Raw genomic sequence first — 25,215 nt, 5'->3', positions numbered from 1 at the left:
CCTACTTCGTTAAGAAAAAGTTAAATAGTTTCGTATACTCTTCAAGTAATACGTCTGTCATATTTTTAAACACATAGCCGAGCATTGGTACACTCATCGCAATAAACAAAATACCACACGTAATTTTAATTACGTACGCATTCATAAAAACGTTTAACTGCGGGGCATTTTTCGCAATTAAAATAAGGACGAAATTAATAATGAATAAGCTTCCCATAAGCGGAAGAGCGATTTCAACCGCTGATGTAATTGCAAATAATAACGTTGCGAGTAAACTATCTAAAAAACTAGTCGTCAGCAATTTTGAAATCGCCTCTGTATATTGAAACGACTTTAAAATCGTGGCAACGAAATAATTAATGCCGCCAAGTGAAATAAAAATAAGGAGAAAAAACATATCAAATAATGTTGCTAGTAAAGTAGACTGTGATCCTGCGTTCACATCAAACAAGCTTGCCTGTGATAAACCGATATCAAAGTCTAAAATATGCCCAGCCATTTTCGGAATGTTCCACAGCATTTCTACAATTTTTGAAAGAGATAATCCAATTACAATTTGCGTTGCCGCATATGCTGTGACGTCCCAAACTGTCTTTATATGAGAAACATCAACTTGGTCGGCAACTGTAATCGAAAGACCAAGTCCAAATGTAACCTTTGCCATCGCTGGAATTGATCGTCCTGAAAAGAACGGTAAAAAATATAAAAATGAAGTAATGCGGCAAAACGCAAAAAACGTTGCCGCCCATAATTCCATATTCATTTCAGTTCACCTATCTTAGTACGAACGCAATAACGATGGAATTTTATCAAATAAATCTAAAATAAGCGTCGTTAACTCTTGAAACATCCACGGACCTAAAATGATAATAACGAGCACAATACTCGCCATTTTCGGTAAAAATGTCAGTGTTTGTTCTTGAATTTGCATCATCGCCATAATGACAGCGATAATAATAACGACAATCATACTTACGCCGGCAACCGGCATTAAAATCATAACCCCTTTATAAAAAAAGGTTTGAAAAATATCTATAATTGGTGACGTATTCATTTATATGACTCCTATCACATAGCATCAAACGCTTCAGGCGACTGTTTTAAACATAATATCGACGATTTTTGTATATCCACCTAAATATACGAAAACGAGTATTTTAAATGGTAAACTTAAAATCATCGGTGGTACCATCATCATCCCGAGGTACATTAAAAGTGTACTAATAATTAAATCTATAAAGACAAACGCTAAATAAATGAACATCCCGGTTAAGAGTCCTTTTTGAATTTGCGTTAACGTAAAGGATGGTACGAGCGTAAATAGAGAAAGATCTTTCAAATCTTTCGGTACCTCTTCTCCGCGTACTTTCAGCATCATTTTTAAATCATGCTTATACGTATGCTTTGACATATACTCTTTCATAATAGGCGCTGTCGTCTCCGCAGCTTGACTTACTGTTATTTTTTCTTTCGTCATCGGATCCCACACATCACTTTTTAACTGCCCTAACACTGGCTGCATTGTAAATAGTGATAAAAACAAAGCGAGTCCAACAAGTACTTGGTTTGGTGGTAAATTCATAACCCCAAGCCCTTGACGAGTAATTCCAAGAACAATCATAAAATAAGTAAAATGCGTAAATAAAAGAACGATAGAAGAAGATAATGATAGAAGGGTAACGAGTGCAAATAGCTGTACACTGGAATTACTCGTAAACTCTTTTCCATTTTCGAAATTAATAAAACCGTTCGGGGCTGCATACGCTGGATTTACAAAAACAATTGAAAAAATGATAGAAAATACGAAAATAACGGCTAATAATGATAACTGTTTCTTTATTCTCATGATGGATCCTCTACTTTTTTCGTTTCACTCTTCACCGCATCTTCTAGCGCTTGTTGAAACTGATTTCCTGTTCCTGTTAATTGCACGGACTGCACACCGTTATTGCTAATAACAGTAAACACTTGCTTTCCGTCCACTTCAAACAAAAAGGCGCTCGTTTGGTGATTTAAAAAAACACCGTCTTTCACTTGAATATGTCCATTTTCACCCTGCTTAAAAAACTGCTGTTTGCGCGTCTTTTTCGTCATATAATAAGCACCATAGCCGAGCGCACCAAACAGTAAAACGACTTGAAATAAGGTCGTCATATACGACATATGACTCCTCCTCTACTCTTTATCTTGCATTTGACTTTGCGCTTTCATAAGCGCAGCCTGCTTCTTATCAGCTTCAATTTCAGAAATAATAATGCCGAACTTCTCGTCCATTACAATCGCTTCACCAATGCCGACTTTCATATCACTTAAATATACATCTACTTTATGTCCTAAATTTTTCTCTACTTCAAGAACATCGCCAATTTTTAATTGTTTCACATCACCGAGCGTAATAGATGACTTCCCAAGCTTTACACCAAGTTCAATCGAAATATCTGAAACGGTATCAATATGTGCTTTACCTGCTTCATTTCGTTTTCCTACAAATTCTTCTAATCCCATTAATGACACAGGAGATACTTCATGCTTCATATGGATCCTCCTACTTTACAAAACTTTTAAATAGGAGCGCCTTACGCGTTCCATCTTTCCCGATAAAACAATTAAATTTATGCTTTCCATCTACATAACCAAATAATTGATCAGAGACTTTCGTATGAAGCGGAATAATGTCGCCTTCTTCAATTTGCTCAATCTCACTCATCGTCATTTTCTGCTCCCCAATTGCAACGTGAACAGGTTTATACACTTGATTTACTTTCACTTCTACTTCAGTTGTATACTTTTTACGCTTATCCGAAGAATGTTCGACAATATTTTCAGACGTTAACTTATCCATAATTTCTTCAACAGATAAGAACGGAATACCGATACGCACCGTCGTATTCCAAAAATCCGTTTTCATATTTACGTTTAATAATGAAATAATATCGCTCGCCGTTGTAATCTTTAATGCATTTGGATCTGTCTCTGTCGTTACAAATGTCGGTTTGATCGCAACAACACTTTCAAATGATTGCTCTAAATTTTTACATAGAAGCGCAAATATATTATCAAGTGTTAAAAACTCGAATGCAGTAAGTGGTCTACGCATATTAAAATTGCGCTTACTATCTCCGCCAAGCCAGCATTCATGTATATAAATAACGAATGCTAAATCAATCTCAATAACAATTTCTCCAAGCTCTGGCAAGCCAAGATCAATAACGCAATATAAATAATAATCTTTCGGCATTTTCTCCACATACTCACTCGTAAACGGAACTTGCTCAACGGTCGAAGGCTCGAGTTCAATCGGAATACGCATACGTGCTGACAACGCCTGTGACGTTTGTTTTCCAAAAGTCGACGCAATCGCTTGCAAATTACGTAAATGCTCAACACCGAATTTTTCCGGCCTATTAAAATCATACTCTTGAAATTTATCTTGCTTCCCTGCCCCTTGTGCGAAAGCTGGCATTTCCTCGCCTTCATTCACCGCCTTCAGCAGGGCATCAATTTGCTCTTGGCTTAATTTATCGCCACTCATGAAAATCCCCTTCCCTACCTTTTCAATTCAACGATTTCAACGTACATTTTCCCATTTTTCGTCAAAATCTTTCCGGTTCCAATCTCTTCATTCTCAAGCATAAGACGCACCGTATTTTTCGTTGAATTTTCAAGGCGATACAATGTACCTTTCGTAATATGAAGCAGATCTTCAATTTTCTTTTTCGTATTTCCGATTTCAAAATAAATTGTTAACGGAATATCATCTTGTAATTTCAAATCTAGCCAACTCCCATATCATGTTCACGAAAATTTCATGTTCTCTATATGTAATGAAATTTTTTATTTTGAAACGTCGATATTTAATATTTTTTTAATATATCCTTGCGTTTCTTTAAACGGTGGTACGCCTCCATACTTTCTTACATTACCAGGGCCCGCATTATACGATGCAAGCGCAAGTACCAGGTCACCGTTATTTTTCTTTAAATAACCGCTTAACTCTTTCACGCCGCCCTCAATATTTTCAGCTGGTGAAAATGGATTTTTTATCCCCATCTCCTTCACATTCGCTGGCATAAGTTGCATAAGTCCCATTGCCCCTGCATGTGACACCGTTTTCGGATTAAAATTAGACTCTACTTCAATCATTTTTTGAATTAACGTTTTCGGAATTCCGTATTTACGACTTACGCGATCAATAATATCCTCATACTTCCCTTCATTTGAAGAACGTATTTTTTGAATATTATACTTATTCGTTAATCCCCACGTATCAGTAGCCTCATTTTTCGTTTCTGGGAAACGTCGTTCAAACTCTTTTTGCGCAACTTGTACTTCATCTACTTGCTTCGTTTCAGGCTTTTCTTCAGGCTTACTTACTTCCTCTACATTGCTAATAGGTTCTTCTTGTTTATTCACAACCGTTTCTATTTTCGTAGATTGTACCGGCTGACTCATATCCTCTACTTTCGCCGGTTGCGCAGTAGCCTTCGTCTCCTTCGCAGGTTCACTCTGCAACTTCTCTTGAAAACGACTGCTAACGAACGCCTGTGGACTACTTAACTTTTGCTGAATTTGTCCTTTTTTATATGTAAGTACTTCTTTTACTATATTTCCAACTACCATAATATCACCTTTTCGGTAAACAAAGATAATCTAATATTAGAGTTTTTTTTTAAAGTTTGCAATAATCCTTTGCAATAAAAAAATGACTAGATTGTTAAACTGTTATTTTTACATATTTATTAATTACAATTATTCGTTGACACGATATATACCAAGGATTACAATTAATTCGAAATTGTTTTTTTTGCATATTTACGTTTAACAATTAACAGAAAAATCAATATAAAAAAATGGGGGTTCTTAACATGAGAATTAATACAAACATTAATAGCATGCGTACGCAAGAATACATGCGTCAAAACCAAGACAAAATGAACACTGCGATGAATCGTTTATCTAGCGGTAAATCTATTAACAGTGCGGCTGACGATGCTGCTGGTTTAGCTATCGCTACTCGTATGCGTGCAAAAGAAGGCGGATTAAACGTTGGGGCACGTAACACGCAAGACGCTATGTCTGCTCTACGTACAACTGACTCGGCTTTAAACTCTATTTCTAACATTTTACTTCGTATGCGTGACCTTGCTACTCAATCTGCTAATGGTACAAATGGTACAGATGACCAAAAATCTTTAAACTTAGAATTTACAGCATTAAAAACAGAAATTGATCACATTGCTGACACAACTAATTTTAATGGTAAAACATTATTAACTGGCGCAACAGGTCAAGACATTAAAATTCAACTTTCTGATGTATCTGGTGATAACCTTACGATTTCAGGTGTTAATGCCAAAGCTGCGGGTCTTGGCATTGTAAAAGATATTAGTGATGCGACAAAAGCTAATGGTGCTATTACTGAGCTTGATACCGCTATCCAAACAGTTGCTGACATGCGTGCAACATTCGGTTCTCAATTAAATCGTTTAGATCATAACTTAAACAACGTAAACAGCCAATCTACTAATATGGCAGCAGCCGCTTCTCAAATTGAAGATGCAGATATGGCAAAAGAAATGTCTAACATGACGAAGTTTAAAATCTTAAACGAAGCTGGTATTAGCATGCTTTCTCAAGCTAACCAAACTCCTCAAATGGTTTCCAAATTATTACAATAATCCATTTGAACATACCAAGTGAAAATCTATTCTCTGTATTATATTGGGAGATTTCTTATAAATAATTAAAAACTAACGGGGGTTCTTATCAATGAGAATTAATACAAACATTAATAGCATGCGTACGCAAGAATACATGCGTCAAAACCAAGACAAAATGAACACTGCAATGAATCGTTTATCTAGCGGTAAATCTATTAACAGTGCGGCTGACGATGCAGCTGGTTTAGCTATTGCTACTCGTATGCGTGCAAAAGAAGGCGGATTAAATGTTGGGGCGCGTAACACACAAGATGCTATGTCTGCTCTACGTACAACTGACTCGGCTTTAAACTCTATTTCTAACATCTTACTTCGTATGCGTGACCTTGCTACTCAATCTGCTAATGGTACAAATGGTACTAAAGATCAAGATTCTTTACAATTGGAATTCAACGAATTAAGCACAGAAATTGGTCATATCGCTGGAAAAACTAACTTTAATGGTAAGAATTTATTGGCTGCAGAGGGAGCAAATATTGATATCCAACTTTCTGATGTATCTGGCGATAAACTTACAATTAAATCTGTTGATGCAACAACAACTGGTCTCAAACTTAAGGAGACTATTGGATCTACCGGGAATGCTGCGGAATCAATTAAAGAACTTGACAAAGCTATCCAATCAGTTGCTGATATGCGTGCAACTTTTGGTTCTCAATTAAACCGCTTAGATCACAACTTAAACAACGTGAACAGCCAATCTACTAACATGGCGGCGGCCGCTTCTCAAATTGAAGACGCTGACATGGCAAAAGAAATGTCTAACATGACGAAATTTAAAATCTTAAACGAGGCTGGCATCAGCATGCTTTCTCAAGCTAACCAAACTCCTCAAATGGTTTCTAAATTATTACAATAATTCATTTGTTGGTTTCTTCCTCTCTGTAGTACAGAGAGGAATTATATATAATTAAAAACTATTGGGGGTTCTTAATATGAGAATTAGTACAAATATTAATAGCATGCGTACACAAGAATACATGCGACAAAACCAAGACAAAATGAACACTTCTATGAACCGTTTATCTAGCGGTAAATCTATTAACAGTGCAGCTGACGATGCGGCTGGTCTTGCTATCGCTACTCGTATGCGTGCAAAAGAAGGCGGATTAAACGTTGGAGCACGTAATACGCAAGACGCCATGTCTGCCCTACGTACTGGCGACGCTGCTTTAGGATCTATTTCTAACATCTTACTTCGTATGCGTGACCTTGCTACTCAAGCATCGAGCGGGACAAATAACCTTACAGATTCAGCTTCTTTAAACAAAGAGTACCAAGAATTAGCAAAAGAAATTGATCATATCGCTCAAAAAACTAATTTTAATGGGAATTCTTTCTTAAACTCAAACGGTGACGATAAGGATCCGTTGAAGGGACCAAAGGGTACAAACATTAAAATTCAACTTTCTGATGCAGCAAGTGATAATCTTGATATTACAGCTATTGATGCAACATCAAAAGCTCTACTTGGCGCTCCGATTGGAAGTTTAACAGATGCTACTAATCCTGCAGCTGCTATAACTGCGGCAACAGGCGAAATGAAAAAAATTGATACAGCAATCCAAAATGTTGCTGACGCTCGAGCTACTTTCGGTTCTCAATTAAACCGTTTAGACCATAACTTAAACAACGTAACAAGCCAAGCTACTAATATGGCGGCGGCCGCTTCGCAAATCGAGGATGCTGACATGGCAAAAGAAATGTCTAACATGACGAAATTTAAAATCTTGAACGAAGCTGGTATTAGTATGCTTTCTCAAGCTAACCAAACTCCTCAAATGGTTTCTAAATTATTACAATAATCCATTTGATAGTAACAAGTAGAAATTATGGGAGGTTCTTTACATGAGAATTAATACAAACATTAATAGCATGCGTACGCAAGAATACATGCGTCAAAACCAAGATAAAATGAACAATGCGATGAATCGTTTATCTAGCGGTAAATCTATTAACAGCGCGGCTGACGATGCTGCTGGTCTTGCTATCGCTACTCGTATGCGTGCGAAAGAAGGCGGATTAAACGTCGGGGCACGTAACACGCAAGATGCTATGTCTGCTCTACGTACAACTGATTCAGCTTTAAATTCTATTTCTAACATCTTACTTCGTATGCGTGACCTTGCTACTCAATCTGCCAATGGTACGAATGCCGATAAAGATCAAGATTCTCTAAACTTAGAATTTAAAGCATTACAAGAAGAAATTGATCACATCGCTGGAAAAACTAACTTTAACGGAAAAAGTTTATTAGCTGCAGCCGGACCAGATAAGAATATTAGCGTTCAGCTTTCTGATGTAGCTAGTGACAACCTTGTTATTACAGCTGTTAATGCAAGTGCTACAGGACTTGGACTTACAAAAACTATCGGAGCACCTATAGCATCATCAGATGGCGGTGGCGGTACTCCAGCAGCAGCACCATCAACTGTAGATAATGATGCTGCTGGTGCCATTGGAGAACTTGATAAAGCTATCCAAAAAGTTGCTGACATGCGTGCAACTTTTGGTTCTCAATTAAATCGCTTAGATCACAACTTAAACAATGTGAACAGCCAAGCTACTAATATGGCAGCATCAGCTTCTCAAATCGAAGACGCTGATATGGCAAAAGAAATGTCTGAGATGACGAAGTTCAAAATCTTGAACGAAGCTGGCATCAGCATGCTTTCTCAAGCTAACCAAACTCCTCAAATGGTTTCTAAATTATTACAATAAACCATTTGAGTTAGCTTCATGAATAAACCTCTCTGCTTGCGGAGAGGTTTATTTTTTCTATATAGATAGATTAATAATTTTTCAACTTAAAAAGAAGCTCTAGCCCTATTTAGAAGTGGTCAGGGCTTATTTTGACCTAGTCCCTTGTATAGAAACAAAAAGATAAAAGTAGTAAATCTCCATTTTTCTTTTTATAGCCGTTTATTAGCTTTATACCACTAATCTATAAGAATTACCTATTATGGCATTTCAGTACGAATATTTTAAATATGCACGCTAGGTAATCGTTGCATGCGAATGAAAGACGTATGAATATTACGGTGGAGTATACTATAACGACAAATAAGAAGAAAACCATACTTCTAATAATCTTCCGAACAATCAAGTTTCGTGCAAAATAAAAGGAAAATACATATAAACGATGTATCTCCCTTTTGTTTTGCAACCAATACTTTATGACGTTACCGTCATAACTTGTCCTCTACGGTCAACCATTATTTTCATTTTTCCGTCTTGTGCGTTATATAGTCCCAGTTTATGTAATTCTACTTTACAGTCTTGTACGAAAGTTGGTAATTTACGAATTTGATCGATATCAGAACTTATAATGAAATGAACTAAATGTTGTGTCATATCTTTAATATCTTGCACAAGTTCTTCTTTTTCTTGTTTTAGCCTCTCATTTTCTGATTGTAGCACCTGTAATTCACCTTCTAGGCTACGTGTACTCTTTGCCTCTTTTGCACGTTCTGCAGCCATGCTAGAAAGCTTATATATCCCTTCCATAAACTGATGTAGTTCATCTTCTTTTCTTTCACTACATTGACTAATCGTTTCAAAGTTATCAACGATGCCAGATATAACTGTTACGAGACTTTTTTCATCTTCTTTATACTGGACTTCTTCTTTTAATTCCTGCTTATTTTCTTTTTGTGTTGCAACGGTTGTTTCTTTTACTGGTATATATTTACGCTTACGTCCTGGTTTTTGTTTTTCAATATTTTCAAACGGTATTTCACATTTTTTTAATTTATAATACGTATTTTGCAATTGACTTTCTGTTTTTTGAAATAGATTCAGTTCATTTTTACTAACATATTTTGAAATATTCGCGATGTTTAAACCGTGACGTTGACAAAATTGATATACTTCATATAGCAACTCTAATTCAGACTTTAACCACGTGATTGTTGATTTTTCGTACGCTCGCATCCCACCATTTTTTTCTACATCTATTTGAAATAATACCATTCTATTATATAAGTCGACTAATTCTTCATACTTTATTCGGAATTGTTTCTCTATTTTTTTAAATTCCGCTTCTAATTTCATATCGTTCATTTTATTATTTGACATGTTTTGTAAAAGACCTAATACATTGATTGTTGTGTGGTGATACATAATCTGTGCCACTCCCCCTCATCCTTTCACAATTCTCATTTGACTCCCATGTCTTTTAAGAAAATAGCAATTTTTACATATCCATATTATAACATTTCCAAATTGTCTGTCAAATAATAAACATATAAAAACGTATAGAAAGTATAGAAATAGAAAAAAGTATTTTTTAATTAATATGTATAATTGCACATTAATTACATTATATGGTATATCGAATATATTTTCACCGAAAAAGTTTGCGTTACCACGAATTCTTACTACCATAATCCAAAGATGCGTTCTCTTATATTTTCAAATAAAAAGCACACTACTTATTAATTAAACCAATCGAAAATTTCCAAGTAGAGAGTATTTCACAAACACTCCGGGAACGTTTAATCTTTTTGCCTGTACAAAGTATAGAATACTAAAAAGGAACTAACCAGTACTACACATGGCTAGTTCCCTTCTCCTCACAAAAAGAATAGAGTTATAAAACAGTTCTTCAAACCCTCAAGCGAAGACTCACTTCTTCTACTTACCAAACCTACTCCATATCTCTGGTCTTACATCGTATGAAGCTCTATTAAGCACTGACCGCTACCAGACATGGCTAGAGCCTCTATTCCAGCTAAAAAAAGCGCTTTTTACAACACTAACTTATCAACTAAACCAATTAACTCTTGAATATCTGGCTTACTTACTTGAGCATTTGCTCCTACCGCTTCACCTTTATGGAATAATTCATTTGTAATTAATGAAGAGAAAATAATAACTGGTAAGCGATTCATCACTTCACTATCCTTAATCACTTTCGTTAAATGGTGTCCGTCCATTTTCGGCATTTCAATATCGGTAATAAGCAAGTGAATATGTTCAAACATTTTTTCACCTTGCTCTTTTGCTAGTTTTTCAACGTGTGCTAATGCTTCTGCACCATTGCTGAAGAAGTTCATTTTCGTATATCCAGCTGAAGATAATGTTTCTTCTAGTATTTGACGAAGCATTGCTGAGTCTTCTGCGATATATATAATTTTTTCAGCTCGATCTGTTTTTTGCTCTAAACCAGATAATGTTTTCTTTTCATAACCACTGTCACTAATTTCACAAACAATTTTTTCATAATCTAATAATAAAATGATTTTTCCATCTAGTTTTACAATACCAGATGTTGTTTCTTCTAGTCCCATTGATAACGAAGCTGGTTCATCAATTTGTTCCCACGAAATACGTTGAATACGATGCACTTCATCAACGCGGAAAATAACTTTCATTTGGTTTAATTCTGAGATGATGAATTTCGTTTGATCCAGTGGCTTTGTCGATTTTAAATTTAAAGCCGTTGCTAAGTTAATAACAGGTAAAATTTCACCACGTACTTGAACAACACCTTCAACTGCATGATGAGATTCTGGCACAGTTGTAACAGGGAATGGATTAATGATTTCACGTACTTTCATTACATTGATACTAAATAGATTTTCACCAACTGTATATGTAACAATCTCTAATTCATTTGTTCCGCTTTCTAATAAAATACTTTGTGCTTGTGACATAAAGGTGTCGCTCCCCTTCTATTAATTCCTTATATCTAATTATTAAGCTTTATTAAAACAAAAAAGTCAACTACCTATACAAAAAATATAGATAGTCGAACAATTTATTCATTAATAAAGACGTTTAATCTTGTATAAGCGAAGCAAGCGCCTCTAACAACACTTCTTGCGCTCCCACAATTTCTGTCGGCATTGCTTCCCATTTTTTTGAAAACTCTGTTTCCACTCTTATTCTTAACTCTGGATTCATTTCTTCTAGTACATATTCTTTCGTCGCTATATCCACATCAAGTAACGCGAGTGCATATAGTTCCGGGTCGTTTATTTTTTCAAATAATCGTTTCAATACTACCGGTGCTATATGTTTTAATTTTTCAATATGAATTTCCTTATCCGAAAATAGTAGCTCATATTGAATAAATGTAACATTTTCTTTAATCACTTTAAAATAGCAATTATTTTTTTTATCATTCACAAAATAACCGTTCGGATCTGCAATAATACTCTCTACTTTACGAATTAAATCTGGCAAACTACTCGCCGTCATTACAGTCCGTTGCTCAACCTCACTCGGCGAAATGAATGTAACGCGATACTTATTCTGCGCCATCCTCCTCACCTCTCCTTTTATAAAAATCTATCGTCATCAAACTATCAAAAAGATACTGGCCTGCTATGAAATGATTATCTCATCCCTAACCATCTCAGTACCTCTCCACATCTCTGTCCTTACACACCAGTCAAGTAACCTCATAGGCACTGACCACTACCACACTTCGCTTAAATCTTCTTCAACTACCTCAGTAACTCTCCATACCTCTGTCCTTACACACCAGTCGAGCCTCTCTTAGGCACTAACCGCTCCAAAACATCACTAGGTCCTCTCTTAAAACCTAAAAAAGGGCTTTTAAGATCTTTTAAAAACTTTTAAGTAACTCGATGTTATTGAACCAAAATGCAATTTGCTGATCCGTAATCCCTGATAACGTAACAAAAAACTCACGGCACTTCATCTCGTCCTTAAACAGTTGATACTTCCAAACACCATCACTACCAATACTGACGAAATAACACTCATGGATACGGCCAATGATTGCTTGTTTTTCACCAAATGAATACGGAGGCACTTGCTTAATTTCAAATTGATCTGGTAAATATACATGCTCTTCTCGTTCCATTTTTAACACTTGCTCGGCAAGTTCACGTTTATTTTCGAAAAAAGGCAATTGTAAAATTCGCTCTTGTCTTGTCATACGAATAAAAAACCCTTTCTACTACATTACAATTTTTCTTTATGATTTATTATCGAATTAAGTTTACAACTTCATTTAATACTTCATCTGAAATTTTAATTACTTTCGCATTACCTTGAAACCCGCGTTGATAAAGCATTAAATCTACAAACTCTACAGATAAATCTACGTTTGCACCTTCTTGTGCACCACCACGTACTTTACCTGCACCGTTTTGACCAGATGCACCAAGTGCTAAAATACCAGTTGTATTCGTCGCTGTATAGTTACCATTACCTGTCTTCATTAGTCCGCCTTCGTTCGGGAACATCGCGACAGCTAATTGGCCAGCAGATTTCATACTGCCATCAGAATATTTTACCATCAAATATCCGCCATCAGCAATAAAGCAATCTTTTACAGTTGCTGCCGCTCTACCATCTACTTCTGTTACTGCTAAAGTTTTATCTGTCGGATGGTTTGTTAATTTACTAAAATCTAAATTTATTGTTCCACCATCAAATGGGATAGATGCTCCTGGTTTTTCTTGATTTGGATTTCCTACTGCATCAAACGTCATTTTACCAGTTGCACCTTTAACATCTTCAAATGTTGTTGCTTTTTTCGAATCATTACGCATTTGTACTTTATATGTATAATTATGTTCACTATCTTGTTTAAACTCTACACGCATTGTCCATGTATTACCGGCATTATCGTATACAGGCAAATCTTGTGTAATTTGTTTTGCATCAGTTGGAATATTTCCTTTAATTGTCCCTTTTGATGTTCGAATACCACCAATAGCTGTTCCCATTGGAATTTGCAATGGCCCTGGAATTCCAGATAAATCAACTTCACCAGTTGATTCATCTGCAGGGTATGCGAATACGTATTGACCTTCTGTATTCGTAATATAGTAATTTGGAGATATCCCAAACGTACCTTTACGCGTAAATTCCATATTTCCGCCTTTTGAATCACCTACAACGAAGAAGCCATTACCTTCCATCGCCGCTTGTGTTTTACCACCTGATAACGTAATTGTACCATCACTATAATCCGTAACCGTACCACTCATTTTCACACCGTTACCGATACTTTTCGGATTCGTTCCTGCGTATTTATCGTCACCTTTTGCACCAATCGAATTGTTATATAGTAGATCATCAAACATTGCTTTTTGTTTCTTATAGCCAACTGTTTGTGCATTGGCGATATTATTTGAAGTTACACTTAATGCATTTTGTGTTGCGTTCATTCCTGTAATACTTGTATATAACGCTTTAATCATAACGTATGGACACTCCTTACGAATTTGTAGTTTTCACTTCTTCAGTTGCTTTTTGATCGTCGTTCTTAGCATCCTCTGGATTCGTATCTCCAATCGGTTTATCAGATACTCTCTCAACGAAACGAAGAGATACGACTTTATTATCAATAACGAGCTGAACGTCGTTATTTTCTGCAAGGCGAACTGTCTCTACTTGACCAGTCACTTTGTTCCCTTCACCGTCAACACCTCTTACGTACTTACCTAAAAACTTCATTCCGCCATCAAGTGCTGTCGAATACATTGTCGTTCTTAAAGAGTCCACTGCTTTTGTCATATTTTGTACTTGTTCCATAAGAGATAACTGAGCTGTCTGATTCATCATTTGATTCATATCCATCGCATTAAATGGATCTTGATGTTGGAAACTCGCTAAAAAGAGTTTTAGAAAATCATCTTTCCCCATTACTCCAGGGGTCTTTTGTTCTCCTGCTGATACTCCATTTGTTTGTTGAACTGGCGATTGTACACCGTTAATAGACGCGTTATTGCTCTGCGCCCCTGCTTGTAACGGAATGTGGTTTGTACTCGTTGTATTTAATCCAACTGTTGGCACGCTTTATTCCTCCAATAATCCCGCAAATTCTTTTGATTGTTGTTTCTCATGTTTCGTACTTGCTAATTTCTGTTTTTGTCTTTGCTCATGTTCTCGCTGTTCTTTACGGTTTTCATCTTTATCTGAATAGCTAATTTGAATATTGATTTCTTTTTCTTTTAACTTTAGCCTCAATTCGTCAAAAATGATTTCAACACGTTTTTTCGCATCGTGTTTTTCCATTTCGACATGAACATCAATTTGATCGCCATGTTTTTTCATAAACACAGTTAATGTACCAAGTTTTTCTGGGTTTAGCTGGAATAAAACACGTTCTTGTTTCACTACAAATTTTTGCAGTGCATCTACTTGCGCTTCCATTCTCTTTCCTAAGTCAGATAATGCAACCTTCTCACTACCACTATTCGCTTTTCCTATTTGATCAGAACTCGCCGCTCTATTTAATAACTCCGCACCCGCAGAACTTGAATCATTTAACGAATCAACTTCTAGCTGCTCTATCTTTAGATCGCCGCTCTCTGATTTTAGAATGTCTACCTCTATATCTTTAGACTCTTCTTGTTGCTTTGCAATATTACAAGTTTCTGTTTCTACAACGTTCAATGCTTGTATCGTATGCTCTGGCATCGTCACTTTGTCTAACACTATTTGCATTGTATCTTCTAAACATATAGCATTATTAATATCCATATTTGAAAGAAGCCCTTGTAATTGTTGTAATTCAGCTACGGGCAATTCGTTAAGTTTTATATTTCCATATTCTTTATATAACTCTTGTATTTTTTGTATGTATTGATATAACAATTCTGGCTGCACACGTAATCGCTCAATTGCAACCATTTGCTCAGATACAGCTAATAATAACTGTTCCGTCTCTTTTTTTTCGTCTTTCTTTACAATAGGCTCTTCTTTCGTTACCGTTTTTTTAGAAAGAATATTATCTTTTCGTTCTTCTGGTGCATCTTCTCGTTTCGTTTTCTCCGTTTTTGGCTGCTTTTTATTCTCCATTCTCATCGCATGGTCGAATGAAGAATTTTCATTTTTCGCTTGTACTTCAAGCCCTTTTTCTTTTTGCGGAGGTAAACTTTGTTGCACCGGTAATACAAACTGTATCACTACATTCACCTCACCCATTCATACACATTTTCAAATCAAGAAGCATTTTTTCTTCTAGTTTTTCTTGTGCTTTCGCAAGTTTCTTACACTCTTCTTGATACATTTCATCAATAACACGTTCTTTTTCTTTTACTTGCTCTAAAAGGCTTTCATTTTTTCGAATAAAACCTTCTGTTTTTTTAATTTTCCGATTCCATTCTTCTATTCTTTCAGGTGAAAACGTATGTGAAGAAAGCATGCCAGCCATAATACGTTGCCTTGTTTGTACGACTTTGCTACGTGATTTCACAACATATAAATCATATTCTTTTTTTTGTTCTATTTTTCTTTTTTCAGCTGTTAGTTCGTACACTTCTTTTAAAATATGTTCTTTTTCTTGATTTATTTGCAATTTTATCGTGTCGTACTGCTGCTTATCCACCTGTTTTCATAGCCCCTTCCTATTATAACGCTCTCTTTTTCTATTATATAGTTTTTTTCCAAAAAAAACTGTGAAATAATAAAAAACAAAAAAATAAGACCTCCAGGGCACGAGGTCTTATACTATATGGTGCATCCCTTGAACAATATCATCAAATTGGTAACTATCTGATCGACCTTGTTTTAAAAACATATTTATACCTTCTACTTTATTTTTACATTCAAAAATATAAGCATTTTCTTCATTTTCTTGAATCGTTCCTAGTTTAAAATACAATTCATTTTCTTTATAAATAGATAAGATTTTTCTCATTTCATTTGCAAGTTGCCAATGATTAGGCGACACAACCTCTTCCATAATCCTACTTACTGAATCTAACACTGAAATAGCAGGATAATGACTAAGCGTTGCAAGTTCACGTTTCAATACAATATGACCGTCTAAAATACCACGCGCTAAATCTGGTACAGGGCCGTTTAAATCGTCTCCATCAACGAGTACTGTATATATACCTGTAATAGACCCTTTTTTTGTTTTCCCAGATCTCTCTAACAGTTTTTTCATATAGCTTTCCATTAACAATGTTTTACCACCAATCGGTAACTCTTTCACTGCAATATCAACGCTTCGACGTGCATCAGCAAAGCGGGTAACAGAATCCATCATGAGTAGTACGTTATTTCCTTGATCACGAAAATATTCGGCGATAGATGTTGCAAGCTTTGCGGCACGAAGTTGCATAAGATGACTTTCATCTGAAGTCGCTACAACAACGACACTTTTTTTCATTCCTTCTTCGCCTAGTTCTTTTCGAATAAAGTCTTTTACTTCTCTCCCACGTTCTCCCACTAAACTAATAACGTTAATATCAGCTTTTGCGTTTTTCGCAATCATTCCAAGTAAAGTAGATTTACCAACGCCTGATCCAGCGAAAATACCAATCTTTTGACCGATACCAATTGTTAACATAGAATCAATTGATTTTATTCCCGTTTCAAATACATCGGTAATTTCTTCACGCTCAAATGCATGAATAGGCGGGGCATCTAATTTTATTTTCTGCAATGGCATATTTTCAGCGTTCTCATTTATCACTTCACCATTCGCACTTAACACTTTTCCAAGTAAATGATCACCACGAGGTACAACAACATCTTCTGCAATTAATATGACCGAATCTCCGTAACATACTTTTTCTGTCTGCTCAAATGGCAGGAGCATATTGTTTTCTTTTTCAATCGCAATCACTTCACATAAGACGTTATGTTCTCCAACGAGACAAACATCTCCGATCTTCGCTTTTGGCCCTTTTGCTACAAAAAACTGCTCTTGTACACTATGAACTTTACCAACTTTCGTATATAGCGGTGTTTCAATGAACATATTCCATTTATCATTCTCATTCATTAACAAGCGGTTCATACACCTTGCTCCTCAAACAACTTCTCTTCTTCCCATTTGTGACGAAGTTTCGCAAATATAGGTGCAAATTTAAATTCAAAAAACTCTTTCTCTTCTTCCAGAATAAATTCACCAAACTGTAAGGAGAAATCATACTTCCATTCAACTAATTGCAAAAGCCAATATTCTTTCGCATTTTCTTTCTCCTCTTGAATGCGTTCAAACGTTTCTGGATGAACCGTTATAATTAATTTTTCAAATGAAGTAGGCAAGGTTTGAACGATGCCAGTTAAAATGGGCAAAACATCTAGTAATCGTGAATCTACCGCTTGATTCACGATTTTCTCTGCTAACTGGAAAGATTGATCCCATAATAACTCTGTCCATTCATATGCTGTTTCTTGTTGCTCTTTTTGAAACTGTATACGTGCTAATTCCATCTGCTCCATTTGCTCATGAATATGCATTTGAAACTCTTCTTTATCTTGCAATAGCTGCTGACGTTCTCGTTCTAACGTTTGCTGTTCTTGTCTTAGCTGATTCATTTCCATATGCAACGATTCTTGCTGTGCGCGAATTTCTTCATGATCTACTTGTATTTCTTCTTGAACATGAATTGGTTTTGGAAATTGTAATTCATACGTTTCTTCAGAAAAAGAAACAGAATTCTTCGGAATTCTGTTTTTAAATAAGGACATCATCTTCACCTCTTTGAACGATAATTCTTCCTTCTTTTTCTAGCTTTTTCACTGTACCTGTAATCGTTTGCTGCGCTTTTTCAGCATCCGTCAGCTTAAGTGGTCCTAAGCCATCTAATTCTTCTAGAATCATCTCTTTACGGTTTGAAGACATACATGTAAATAGTTTCTCTTTAATTTCTTCTTTTGCAATTTTAAGTGCTTTCGCAATAACACCATTATCTGTAATTTCTTCTAATACACGGCGAAGTGCAAGATCTTCAAGGCCGAGTAAGTCCTCAAAGACAAACATGTTCTCTTTAATTTTCTCAGATAACGCATAATCGACTTCATCCAACTTTTGAAAGACTGTTTTTTCAACACCTCGTGAAACGTTATTTAAAATGCTCACAATTGTTTTCAAGCCATCTGTTTTATTAATCGCACTAAATGCCATATTGTTTAATTTCGCCTTTAATAATTCACCGATTTGCTTAATCAATTCACCATCTACTTGTTCTAGCTTTGCAATACCCATTACCGTCTCTACTCGTTTATGATCTGGCAATCTCTCAATTAATTGAGAAGCAAGTTGCGGCTTAATATACGAAGCAATAATCGCAATCGTTTGTGGTGATTCATCATTAAGTACTGTAAGAAGTGGTTCTAAATCTGTTAATGAATTTAAGAATTCAAATGGATTGTCTTTGTTATACCAAAGGTCTTCCAATAATTTTTCCAGCTCGTCTTCTGGCATATTTTTAAATATGCGACGAATATATTCTTTATCTGGAGTCACCAGGTTCAATTCTTTTACATTTAGTTCATATAAGAACTCCCCTAGTACATTTTCTAACGTTTCCGTTTTATATACACGAAACTTCGCGATTTCACGAAGTAACACTTCTTTTTCCTCAGCCGTCATATATTCAATGACTTTTGCTGCCACCTCTTCATCTAATGTACGAATGAGAATGGCAGCTTTTTCTTTGGAGGAGATTTCATCTAACATCGTTGTTCCTCCCCTACTGTCCGTTTAACCATTTTTTAATGACTTTTGCAGTACCTTCTACATGCTCTCTCGTAGCATCCTGCACTTGTTCATCTAACGTTGGCTCTTTCGATTCTTCTGGTTCAGTTTTTACTTTTGGTTCTGGTATTATTTTTTCTTCAGGAATTTCCAAAATGCTTTCATTACTTGCAGCAACTTCATCTTCTGCTAAGTATTCTTCATATTCCTCTTCTTCTTTCTTTCTCTTACTTCTCGCTAAGAAGAACCATACTAGACCAGCAAGCGCTAACAATCCACCTGTAATTCCGCCAATTAACCACCAGTTCATACCACTTTCTTCTGGTTCTTTCTGTTTCTCTTCTTTCGGTTGATCAAATTGAACTGTTACAACGTTAACTTGTCCGTTCGTAAAGTTGCCATTCGGATCAGCTTGAAGCCCAGCTGCTGTGCCGATCGCTTCTTTGAAAGTTGTCATATCAATTCTTCGTTTTACTAACGTATCATTATCTACCCATACAACAACATTTGTTTTCGTTAATTCTGGATGTTTCTTAATCGTTTCAACCGTTTTATCTATTTCATAGTTTTCAGTTTTGTTTCCATTTTTATTATCGTAGACGATTTTACCATTTTGATTATTGTTCGTACCGTAGTTTGGCACTTCACCGTTCGCTGTAATACCAGCATCTTGCTTCGTATCTGCCCCTTCTTGTGCAGTAGAGCTTTCCTCTTGCTCTTGTTTACTACGAAGTACACCTTTATCACCATATTTTTCTGACTGACGTGTAACCTCATCGTAGTTTACAGACACTTTCGTATTCACTTTATATTCATTTGGCTTAAACATCGTCATTAATGTTGCATCAATATCTTGCTTTAATTTACCTTCAATTTGATGCTGCATCTCTACTTCTTTTTCATAAGAAGAGGAACTATTAGAATGTGCTTCATCTGCTCCTTTTGAGATAATACCTTTTTTGCTATCAATAACGCTTACTTCTTCTGCTTTTACGCCAGGTACTGCCGCACTAATCATTTGCTGTATACCAGCAACTTGATCAGCTGTTAATAATTGTCCACGTTTCACACCAACAGTAATCGCTGCCGTCCCTTTTGCTTTTTCCTCATCAAAAATCGTTTCTTTTTCAGGTAATGTAATTTGAACATTTGCCGTTTCAACTGTTGCAAAGTTTCGTACAATATCTTGCTCCAATTGCTTTTTCGTGCCGACAATTTGCTTCATTTTTTTATCTTGCTCACTTGAACCGAGCGAGCTTTCTAATAAAATTTCCTCACCGCTTTTAGAATTAAACGGTAAGCCCATTCCATTCATTTCTTTTCGAACCCATGGAGCATCATTCTTTTGCACACGAATCGAACCATCGGCTGCTAATTGGTACTCGACACCTAGCTTCGATAATTCTGCTGTAATCTCTTGCTTATCTGTATCATTTAAATTTTGATATACAACAACATATTTATCTGGCAAGGTGAAGTATAAAAGTGCTCCTGTTACAATCGCTAAAAGCGCAGCACCAATCACTAACTTATGCCACGTTTTTAACGATTGGAAAACATTTTTTATCTTTTCCATTTAAACACACCCGTCCATTTTCCTAAATTTGCATATTAATTAGTGACTTATAATTTTCTATTAGATTATCACGTACGAGAGCTGCCGTTTTCATTTGGGATTCAGCTTTCTTTTGCTGAATTAAAACGTCATGGGTTTCCCCTACCCCTTTTGTTAATAAATCATATACCGCTATTTGGGCATTGTTTTGCGTTTGATTCATATCTTCCAATAAATCAATAAACTTTGTTCCCGGAGCTGCAGATGTTTGCGAAGTTTTCGGTGCACCAATTGACTGAATCGCTCCAAACGGCTGTGTATTTAACATTGGTTGGATTTTCATATTCCCATTCCCCCTTATCCTCGGCCGATTTCTAAATCTTTATCGAGCATTTTTTTATTCGCATTTAATACACTTGTATTTGCTTCATACATTTTTTGAGCAACCATTACGTTCGTCATTTCAGCAGTCACATCAATATTCGGATAACGTACATACCCTTCTTCATTTGCATGCGGATGCGTCGGGTCATACACTAAGTTTTCCGTTTTGTCTGCTTCAATACTTTTTATTTTCACTCCGTTAGCAGGAGCCCCATCTAACATATTCGCAAAACTATTATTAGATTCAAGTACTACACTACGGCGCTCATACAAATCTGCCCCTGGAGCTGCTGTTGTATTCGCATTTACAATATTGTTAGAAGTAACTTCCATCCACTTTCTCGCTGTCGTTAGCCCTGAGCCACTTGCATTAATTGCCTGAAACATCGTTGTCTCTCCTTCTACTTTTAACGCCCACGTGCTGCCTGGTTAATTGCATATTGTGTATTAATCGCGTTAATTGAAATACCATATAATTGGTTTGCTTTCATTAAATCTAGCATTTCTGTCGTTACATCCACACTATTTCCATCTTTATTCGTTTGCATTGACTTCGTTTGAATCTTTGCGTATGTATTTTTCGTATTTACTGTCGGTAAGTGCATTTCACTCGTTTGGTATAAATCTGGATTACCTTTTAAATCTGCAGCATTGTTTTTATATAATGCACTACTCTTATTCATCTGCTCAGCAAATGTTACATCTTGTGCTTTATAGCCAGGTGTATTCGCATTTGCAATATTACTAGAAACCGCATTTCGTTTCGTCACTAAGTAATTCATATAGTGACTTACATCGCTCACTAAATCCGGCATATTCCACACCCTTCCTTTTCTCCCTTGCTATTTCGAACATAATGATCCACTGATGGAAGTTTCACTTCATTATTTAATTTCCTATATGTATTTATTAAAATATTACCTATTAAGTACCCTTACATATTTTATTCCATTTTTTCATTATTGTCTTTAGAAAAATACAAAAATATGAAAAAGAATACAAAAAACTGTATACGCACAGTAATCCCTATAACATTTCAATATACGAACTACAAATTAAAATCGATTTTCACATTATTTAGATGGCTACTATTTTTTCATTACAGTCATAAAGCGACACCTCAATCAGCGGAACTCTTTATTTACACAAAAGAATGAATCCCCTTGTAACAAGGGGATTTCGTTCCCAAACTTTATAATTAATATTTACCGTAAAATGAATTAGCTTTCATCCGCCCATCATTTTCCATTATCATTTCTTCCAAAATCTTTTGCTTATCTCGAATATGCTGAGCTGCCTTAATAATTAACGGACTCACCTCTGCCGCAACTTGCGCACGCGCTTCTTCATCCAATGTCATCATCCAGCGATTTAACATCGCACTCTTCTCAGCAAACTCTTCATCTGACACTTGCAATTCACCGATTTGATTAAAACAGCTGACAAACGCTCGATAAATATCATTGTTCATTTTCCAGTACTCCGCGGTAACCGTCTATTAAATCTTGTAACACTTGTACAATTGCATCAATGTCTTTCGCTTCACGCGTTACTTTCATCGTTTGAATTTGAATACTAATCCAATCGTATAAACTGTAAAGACTATCATATAAGTCTTTCGTAATCTCAGGATTTAATTGCAACTTTAATTCTTCAAAAATACGTTCTAATTTTTCAAGAAGATCGTCCCCTTCTTGTAGTTTAAATGTATGTAAAAGTTCTTCTACTTTACGAAATTCAACGATACATCTCTCATATACAAATATTGTATTTTTAATTGGATTACTCGTCATAATATCATTTTGCATATAACGTTGCCATGCTTGCATATAATCACACCCTCAGATTTCATTAATCATCACTTTTTGTTTTTGTCATTGCTTGAATTGTTTTTAGTTGGCTATCCAATTCCGCTAATGTACTTTCTAACTTGGCATATTTATCAATAATTGTTTTTTGTTTTTCCTTATTAATTGTATCAATATCTTGAATTTTTCTCTCTAAATCAGTTACTTGCTTTTCAATGCTTTTTGAGCGTTTCCCAATAATCCCTTCATCTCCAAATATACCATCAAACTTTTTCTCAGCATCATGCCCTATACCATTGAAACCAAAGAAAAATTGTTTCGTAGATTCTGGATTCTCTTTAAAAGCCATTTTTAATTTTTCTTCATCAAGTGTCATATTCCCCGTTTTATCAATTTGAATCCCGAAAGAGGATAAATACTTACCATCTTGAGAAAATTTAAAAATACTTGTCATTGCATTACTGATAGCAAATGAAACGTTATTCCCTTGCATTACTCCATTTTCACCAGCAAATAAATCTAAACTTTTAACAGCCTTATTATACTCATCTTTCATTTTTTTGATTAAATCTATCGAATTTTTTATATCAGAATCTTCAACAGTTAATGTAATTGGTTCTGTAGTTACCTTTTCTAAATTAATAGTTAATCCTGGAATTGTATCAATTTTATTTGTCGTACTCTTCCCTTTAACTCCATTTATTGTGAATTCAGCATTTACCGCTCCTGTCACTTGATGTGCAATTGCATTCGTTCCATCGCCATTTGTCGCAGAAGTTACTAGACCTATTTTTTGTAAAAAACCATTTGCACCATCAGTTAATTTCAACTTCCCACTTTCCCCGGCAGTAGTAGACGTGAAAAATAGTTGGTCTCCCAATGTATATACCGATACACCATAATTCCCATTATTAATTTTATTGACAAGATCTTTATATGTCATATCTTTCGAGATTTTAACTTCTTTTCCATTTATCTGAAATACGTCATCTACTCCAAGTTTTAAATCTAAACTAAATTCTTCTTGTGTACCTTCAGGAGTTTTTGATGGCGTAAGTGAACCTGTATTTATTTGATGCCTTTCTGCTATTCGTTCTACTGTAATTGTATAAGTTCCAGGAATTGTAGTGGAATCCGCTTGTGCCATCATAAAGCCGTCTTTCGATAGAGCTGTTTTCTTTTCGTCACCTTTAAATGCGTACAAATCTTTAAATACTTGCATCAAGTTTCCAAACTCTTTTTTCATGCTTGCATACACATTTTTTTCATTTGTTAATGTTTGCTTTTGCGTAGTGAATGGTGATTTTTTCATTTCCAATGCTTGTAGCTCTAAATCTACTAACTTCGATGTATCTATCATGTTATTTCCTAAATTCCATATTTGCTGCCTGCCACCATAATCAGATATTGTCCCTGCCATATTCCTCACTCCTTATCCTTTACATATAATCTAAAATACTCGTTTTACTCATCGTACTAACTGCCTTCAGCGTCGCTTCATATGTTGCATTTATGTACGCTAACTCTGATATAGCTGCTGCTAAATCAACATCTTCAATTTCTTTACGATTTTCTTGAAGTGCTAAGTTTTGTTCGCTTAAAATTGTTTTGAACGTATCTACAGTATTCATCGTTGAACCAACTTCTGTCGTACGGTTGATGACATTATCTAAGTTTTTCTTATTTTCCTCTAAAAACGGTTGCAATGCTTTTTGATCACCACTTTGTAAAGCATCTTTCATCTTGGATAACGTTTGAATAACAGGAGTTAGTAGCTCATCACCTTTACGAAATGCTTTAATTTCATAACCATCATTCAACTTCCACATTACATCGTTTTCGCCACCTTGGTATGTACCGTCATCTGTAAACGGTGGCTTTTCTGCACTGTCTCCACCAAAAATGTAGCGTCCTTGTTCTTTCGTATTCGCTAAATAGACAACATGTTTTAGAATTTGATCGATTTCCGTTCCAATTGATTTTAATTCTTTTTCGCTATTCGTCCCATTTAATGCTTGAATCGTTAATTGATCCACTCTCGTTAACGATTTCACAATACCTTGCAATGTATTTTCTGTTTGACTGAGCACATTTCTAGAATCCGCTATATCTTTCTGCATTTGTTCAATATTTGCTAACGAATGTTGAATTGCAAATGATTTACTTGCTGCTAGCGGATCTTCGCTCATAAGAAGATTTTTCTTCCCTGAAGTTACTTGATTTCGGTGATATTGCTGCTGTACATTTAAATCCATTAACTGATTCTTCGCCCAGTTTGCATTTTGAAATGTAGATACTCTCATCCCTATCTTCTCCTTTATCTAT

The 25,215-nt window shown here is 35.6% G+C and carries 31 protein-coding genes; 4 read left to right on the top strand and 27 right to left on the bottom strand.

All coding sequences use genetic code 11. The features are described from left to right. Position 1: 1 nt before the first annotated feature. From COI75_RS15925 to COI75_RS15890, 8 genes are all read right to left on the bottom strand, one after another. Complete coding sequence (locus COI75_RS15925) at positions 2-763, bottom strand: flagellar biosynthetic protein FliR (RefSeq protein WP_098380399.1); 762 nt, start codon at positions 761-763, stop codon at positions 2-4. Between the two features lie 15 nt (positions 764-778). Further along, positions 779-1,054: a flagellar biosynthetic protein FliQ gene (locus COI75_RS15920; protein WP_001098085.1), complete on the bottom strand. Its 276-nt coding sequence runs from the start codon at positions 1,052-1,054 to the stop codon at positions 779-781. A gap of 33 nt (positions 1,055-1,087) precedes the next feature. Next, positions 1,088-1,846 carry a flagellar type III secretion system pore protein FliP gene (locus tag COI75_RS15915; protein ID WP_001220579.1) on the bottom strand — a complete coding sequence of 253 codons (759 nt, stop codon included), beginning with the start codon at positions 1,844-1,846 and terminating at the stop codon, positions 1,088-1,090. Next, positions 1,843-2,163, bottom strand: a complete 321-nt coding sequence (locus COI75_RS15910) for a hypothetical protein (protein WP_000121171.1) — start codon at positions 2,161-2,163, stop codon at positions 1,843-1,845. The genes COI75_RS15915 and COI75_RS15910 overlap by 4 nt, the downstream gene beginning before the upstream one ends. 12 nt (positions 2,164-2,175) lie before the next feature. Beyond that, complete coding sequence (gene fliN / locus COI75_RS15905) at positions 2,176-2,535, bottom strand: flagellar motor switch protein FliN (protein WP_000680032.1); 360 nt, start codon at positions 2,533-2,535, stop codon at positions 2,176-2,178. A gap of 10 nt (positions 2,536-2,545) precedes the next feature. Next, positions 2,546-3,532 carry a flagellar motor switch protein FliM gene (gene fliM / locus COI75_RS15900; protein ID WP_098448462.1) on the bottom strand — a complete coding sequence of 329 codons (987 nt, stop codon included), beginning with the start codon at positions 3,530-3,532 and terminating at the stop codon, positions 2,546-2,548. 14 nt (positions 3,533-3,546) lie between these two features. Then, on the bottom strand, positions 3,547-3,771 hold the full coding sequence (locus COI75_RS15895; protein ID WP_000775712.1) for a flagellar motor switch protein FliN: 225 nt from the start codon (positions 3,769-3,771) through the stop codon (positions 3,547-3,549). 63 nt (positions 3,772-3,834) lie between these two features. Then, positions 3,835-4,620 carry a lytic transglycosylase domain-containing protein gene (locus COI75_RS15890; protein ID WP_098448461.1) on the bottom strand — a complete coding sequence of 262 codons (786 nt, stop codon included), beginning with the start codon at positions 4,618-4,620 and terminating at the stop codon, positions 3,835-3,837. A 245-nt stretch (positions 4,621-4,865) separates the two neighbouring features. Here COI75_RS15890 and COI75_RS15885 point away from each other — a divergent pair, with 245 nt between their 5' ends. The 4 genes from COI75_RS15885 (at position 4,866) to COI75_RS15870 (ending at position 8,441) form a co-directional block, all read left to right on the top strand. Then, positions 4,866-5,678, top strand: coding sequence for a flagellin N-terminal helical domain-containing protein (locus tag COI75_RS15885; RefSeq protein ID WP_001222378.1), 813 nt, complete (start codon positions 4,866-4,868; stop codon positions 5,676-5,678). A 91-nt stretch (positions 5,679-5,769) separates the two neighbouring features. Beyond that, positions 5,770-6,579, top strand: a complete 810-nt coding sequence (locus COI75_RS15880; RefSeq protein WP_001222379.1) for a flagellin N-terminal helical domain-containing protein — start codon at positions 5,770-5,772, stop codon at positions 6,577-6,579. Between the two features lie 76 nt (positions 6,580-6,655). Then, positions 6,656-7,525 carry a flagellin N-terminal helical domain-containing protein gene (locus COI75_RS15875; protein WP_001223017.1) on the top strand — a complete coding sequence of 290 codons (870 nt, stop codon included), beginning with the start codon at positions 6,656-6,658 and terminating at the stop codon, positions 7,523-7,525. 43 nt (positions 7,526-7,568) lie between these two features. Next, positions 7,569-8,441, top strand: coding sequence for a flagellin N-terminal helical domain-containing protein (locus COI75_RS15870; protein ID WP_001222372.1), 873 nt, complete (start codon positions 7,569-7,571; stop codon positions 8,439-8,441). A 453-nt stretch (positions 8,442-8,894) separates the two neighbouring features. On the opposite strand, the gene COI75_RS15865 is transcribed toward COI75_RS15870, so the two are convergent. From COI75_RS15865 to COI75_RS15770, 19 genes are all read right to left on the bottom strand, one after another. Next, positions 8,895-9,842, bottom strand: coding sequence for a DNA-binding domain-containing protein (locus COI75_RS15865; RefSeq protein WP_141535123.1), 948 nt, complete (start codon positions 9,840-9,842; stop codon positions 8,895-8,897). Positions 9,843-10,468: 626 nt separating this feature from the next. After that, positions 10,469-11,377 carry a chemotaxis protein gene (locus COI75_RS15860; protein ID WP_000075947.1) on the bottom strand — a complete coding sequence of 303 codons (909 nt, stop codon included), beginning with the start codon at positions 11,375-11,377 and terminating at the stop codon, positions 10,469-10,471. Between the two features lie 124 nt (positions 11,378-11,501). Further along, positions 11,502-11,987 (bottom strand): LysR family transcriptional regulator, encoded by a 486-nt coding sequence (locus COI75_RS15855; RefSeq protein WP_098380398.1) that lies wholly within the window; start codon positions 11,985-11,987, stop codon positions 11,502-11,504. A 307-nt stretch (positions 11,988-12,294) separates the two neighbouring features. Beyond that, on the bottom strand, positions 12,295-12,630 hold the full coding sequence (locus COI75_RS15850) for a DUF3964 family protein (RefSeq protein WP_000198177.1): 336 nt from the start codon (positions 12,628-12,630) through the stop codon (positions 12,295-12,297). A gap of 49 nt (positions 12,631-12,679) precedes the next feature. Then, positions 12,680-13,903, bottom strand: a complete 1,224-nt coding sequence (locus COI75_RS15845; RefSeq protein WP_098448459.1) for a flagellar hook protein FlgE — start codon at positions 13,901-13,903, stop codon at positions 12,680-12,682. A 16-nt stretch (positions 13,904-13,919) separates the two neighbouring features. Next, positions 13,920-14,498 carry a flagellar hook assembly protein FlgD gene (locus COI75_RS15840; RefSeq protein WP_001143475.1) on the bottom strand — a complete coding sequence of 193 codons (579 nt, stop codon included), beginning with the start codon at positions 14,496-14,498 and terminating at the stop codon, positions 13,920-13,922. Positions 14,499-14,501: 3 nt separating this feature from the next. Then, on the bottom strand, positions 14,502-15,632 hold the full coding sequence (locus COI75_RS15835; RefSeq protein WP_098380397.1) for a flagellar hook-length control protein FliK: 1,131 nt from the start codon (positions 15,630-15,632) through the stop codon (positions 14,502-14,504). After that, a complete protein-coding gene (locus COI75_RS15830; RefSeq protein WP_000360863.1) occupies positions 15,625-16,035 on the bottom strand; it encodes a hypothetical protein in 411 nt (136 codons plus the stop codon). Before COI75_RS15830 ends, COI75_RS15835 begins: the two co-directional genes overlap by 8 nt. A gap of 117 nt (positions 16,036-16,152) precedes the next feature. After that, entirely contained in the window at positions 16,153-17,457 is a 1,305-nt protein-coding gene (locus COI75_RS15825; RefSeq protein WP_001080940.1) for a flagellar protein export ATPase FliI, read from the bottom strand. Further along, complete coding sequence (locus COI75_RS15820) at positions 17,454-18,134, bottom strand: FliH/SctL family protein (protein ID WP_098380395.1); 681 nt, start codon at positions 18,132-18,134, stop codon at positions 17,454-17,456. Before COI75_RS15820 ends, COI75_RS15825 begins: the two co-directional genes overlap by 4 nt. After that, on the bottom strand, positions 18,121-19,125 hold the full coding sequence (fliG, locus tag COI75_RS15815; RefSeq protein ID WP_000883354.1) for a flagellar motor switch protein FliG: 1,005 nt from the start codon (positions 19,123-19,125) through the stop codon (positions 18,121-18,123). Before fliG ends, COI75_RS15820 begins: the two co-directional genes overlap by 14 nt. 13 nt (positions 19,126-19,138) lie before the next feature. Beyond that, a complete protein-coding gene (gene fliF / locus COI75_RS15810; RefSeq protein ID WP_098380394.1) occupies positions 19,139-20,719 on the bottom strand; it encodes a flagellar basal-body MS-ring/collar protein FliF in 1,581 nt (526 codons plus the stop codon). A 22-nt stretch (positions 20,720-20,741) separates the two neighbouring features. After that, on the bottom strand, positions 20,742-21,041 hold the full coding sequence (gene fliE / locus COI75_RS15805; RefSeq protein ID WP_098380393.1) for a flagellar hook-basal body complex protein FliE: 300 nt from the start codon (positions 21,039-21,041) through the stop codon (positions 20,742-20,744). Positions 21,042-21,055: 14 nt separating this feature from the next. Further along, the gene (gene flgC, locus COI75_RS15800; RefSeq protein ID WP_098380392.1) at positions 21,056-21,469 is read right to left on the bottom strand and encodes a flagellar basal body rod protein FlgC; all 414 of its coding nucleotides are present in this window, start codon (positions 21,467-21,469) and stop codon (positions 21,056-21,058) included. Positions 21,470-21,489: 20 nt separating this feature from the next. Next, the gene (gene flgB, locus COI75_RS15795) at positions 21,490-21,897 is read right to left on the bottom strand and encodes a flagellar basal body rod protein FlgB (RefSeq protein WP_033657088.1); all 408 of its coding nucleotides are present in this window, start codon (positions 21,895-21,897) and stop codon (positions 21,490-21,492) included. A 383-nt stretch (positions 21,898-22,280) separates the two neighbouring features. After that, on the bottom strand, positions 22,281-22,553 hold the full coding sequence (locus COI75_RS15785) for a hypothetical protein (RefSeq protein ID WP_001058072.1): 273 nt from the start codon (positions 22,551-22,553) through the stop codon (positions 22,281-22,283). Then, positions 22,543-22,911, bottom strand: coding sequence for a flagellar export chaperone FliS (gene fliS / locus COI75_RS15780; RefSeq protein WP_001149529.1), 369 nt, complete (start codon positions 22,909-22,911; stop codon positions 22,543-22,545). The genes COI75_RS15785 and fliS overlap by 11 nt, the downstream gene beginning before the upstream one ends. A 22-nt stretch (positions 22,912-22,933) precedes the next feature. Continuing rightward, positions 22,934-24,310 carry a flagellar hook-associated protein 2 gene (locus COI75_RS15775; RefSeq protein ID WP_000929222.1) on the bottom strand — a complete coding sequence of 459 codons (1,377 nt, stop codon included), beginning with the start codon at positions 24,308-24,310 and terminating at the stop codon, positions 22,934-22,936. A gap of 19 nt (positions 24,311-24,329) precedes the next feature. Beyond that, a complete protein-coding gene (locus COI75_RS15770) occupies positions 24,330-25,193 on the bottom strand; it encodes a flagellar hook-associated protein 3 (RefSeq protein WP_098380391.1) in 864 nt (287 codons plus the stop codon). Positions 25,194-25,215 lie beyond the last annotated feature (22 nt).

This window comes from Bacillus cereus, assembly GCF_002564555.1.
In the GTDB taxonomy this organism is placed as follows: Bacteria; Bacillota; Bacilli; order Bacillales; family Bacillaceae_G; genus Bacillus_A; species Bacillus_A cereus_K.
This window is presented reverse-complemented; position numbering and strand designations above follow the sequence as displayed.